Raw genomic sequence first — 1,943 nt, forward strand, 5'->3', positions numbered from 1 at the left:
GTCCCCATGGCATCAATAGTGATGATAGAGCCTTTGATATCTAGTAATTCTAATAATGCGGGGATAGCTGTAATCTCATTCGATTTGTCTTCTACCTTCATCTGTGCCAAGACCAAATTCTGTTCACTTGCCTAGGCACTAACAACGTGCAATGCTGATTAATGATTTGCGTCACTTAGCACTAATGGATTTTATGCTAGAGCATTTTGAGGAAATCCCTGACCAAGTTTTGCAAATTTTACTCCCAGCAATGCACATTAAACTCTAATTGTCAATATCATCTTGGTCTGTCTTATCAATTACCTCCTGACTTACAGTAAGCTTGTCAATTCAAAGTCAAAAACAGGGGCATCTTACTGCACTTGTCAGGAGGATAATATGACTTATTCTGAGCAGTTGCATCCGTGGTGTATTGTGCGTTATCTGGCTAATCAAGAATATATGATTGTGGCTAGATTTCGCCGCCGTGATGATGCTGTTGCATATTTGCAAGTGTTACGTCAAGCGAATAAAAGGATTGTTTTTGCAATCATTTTTAATGCACCAATTGTCAAAAAATCCCTGACTAATAAAACTTTGAATTGACAGGCTTCTTGTGAAGTTGAATAAAAATGGAAACACCTGCGTTTAGTTAATTAACACTTGCAACATACCCGGTATTAATTTTGTAATATCCGGGTATTTTTCTTATTGACTCTGTTTCAAATCTGTTGTTTTAATTAAAAAATGTTAGGGTTCATGCTGATTTAACCAAGTCACTAAATCAGCAATATCCGAAAAGTCTAACAATGCGTCTGCTAAATTATCTAATTGTTCAATTGTCAGCATTCTGATTTTATCAATCAATGATGAATCTATTTCTCCAAAACGACGATTTAGTAAGCGTATAATTGTTCGTTGTTCACCCTTCTGTTCTCCTCTTTGTTCTCCCTTTTGTAAAATATCTTGATAAATTACTGACTCTTGCATAATTTCCTCGCTTAACAGTTGACTAATCAAGGTTTTCTCAAACCGTAAACCGGCTAAAATCTCGGTGTAAGCTGCAATATTCTGTTTAGCTTCTCTATCTGCAATTTTAGCAACATTTTGGGAAACCTGAGATAATAAAATTTGGGGTGAGTTAGTGCGGGTTAATGGTGCTAATGGTAATAATGCCAGATTGTTGAGAAAGAAGGTTGAATCTTGCTCCCACATTCTGATGACGCGGTAGCGGTGAGTGGTTGTGTCACTGATGTATGCTTCGGTGAAAGCGTTTTCGTGGTTTGTTTCTTGTAAGAAAATTACTACTTGGGTGACGGAAATTTGATATTGGCGTGTTAATCGGACATAGTAATCTAGCATCCGTAAAGGAATAGGAATTGTTGAGGTTGCTAAGGTCTGAAATTCAATGTGTAATATTTGATTTTCTGTTTGCAGGAAGGTGAGAAAATCAGCGCGTATTGGTTCAATACCTAGTTCAGTTTTTAAGACTCTTATTTTTTGCGGTTCTTCTGGTAGTAACCACCGGGCAAAATCCAAAGGATATTTTTCTGCTAATAGCTTACAAATGTTGTCGAAACTCATAGATTTATCATAAAAATTTATGTTTTTAATTATAGATTAAATCGTTGTTGAAATTTTATTCATAAAAAAAACAGGGAATAACTAATTTATAGTAGCTATTCCCAAGTTTCCATTTTTATTCGACTTCATAGAAGCCAAAGTAAAAAAACATACCGCCACTCTCTGATCTCCCGTCCAGTTTCCATTTTTATTCGACTTCATAGAAGCCAAAGCAGGTGTTGTTATTCTCTCAGCCTCCGTGGTGAGAGGTTTCCATTTTTATTCGACTTCATAGAAGCCAAAGTCGAGGAACGCGACAAATGGGTTTAGCAGTCCTTGGAAAGTTTCCATTTTTATTCGACTTCATAGAAGCCAAAGGCTACAGCTTGAAAGCCTTACCC

The 1,943-nt window shown here is 36.6% G+C and carries 2 protein-coding genes and 1 pseudogene; 1 reads left to right on the plus strand and 2 read right to left on the minus strand.

Annotated features, from left to right (window positions below):
* A pseudogene (locus CUN59_RS17975) lies at window positions 1–158 on the minus strand (ISAs1 family transposase); the annotation flags it as partial.
* A 220-nt stretch (window positions 159–378) separates the two neighbouring features.
* On the opposite strand from CUN59_RS17975, the gene CUN59_RS17980 reads away from it, so the two are divergent.
* The gene (locus tag CUN59_RS17980; RefSeq protein ID WP_104389138.1) at window positions 379–585 is read left to right on the plus strand and encodes a hypothetical protein; all 207 of its coding nucleotides are present in this window, start codon (window positions 379–381) and stop codon (window positions 583–585) included.
* 144 nt (window positions 586–729) lie between these two features.
* On the opposite strand, the gene CUN59_RS17985 is transcribed toward CUN59_RS17980, so the two are convergent.
* Window positions 730–1,563 (minus strand): DUF4351 domain-containing protein, encoded by an 834-nt coding sequence (locus tag CUN59_RS17985; protein ID WP_104389139.1) that lies wholly within the window; start codon window positions 1,561–1,563, stop codon window positions 730–732.
* Window positions 1,564–1,943 lie beyond the last annotated feature (380 nt).

This window comes from Cuspidothrix issatschenkoi CHARLIE-1, from assembly GCF_002934005.1.
Classification (GTDB): Bacteria; Cyanobacteriota; Cyanobacteriia; order Cyanobacteriales; family Nostocaceae; genus Cuspidothrix; species Cuspidothrix issatschenkoi.

What these genes read in the sequence shown, in the direction of transcription:
- CUN59_RS17985 (WP_104389139.1), bottom strand. Translation starts at nt 1,563, where the DNA reads ATGAGTTTCGACAACATTTGTAAGCTATTAGCAGAAAAATATCCTTTG.
- CUN59_RS17980 (WP_104389138.1), top strand. Translation starts at nt 379, where the DNA reads ATGACTTATTCTGAGCAGTTGCATCCGTGGTGTATTGTGCGTTATCTG.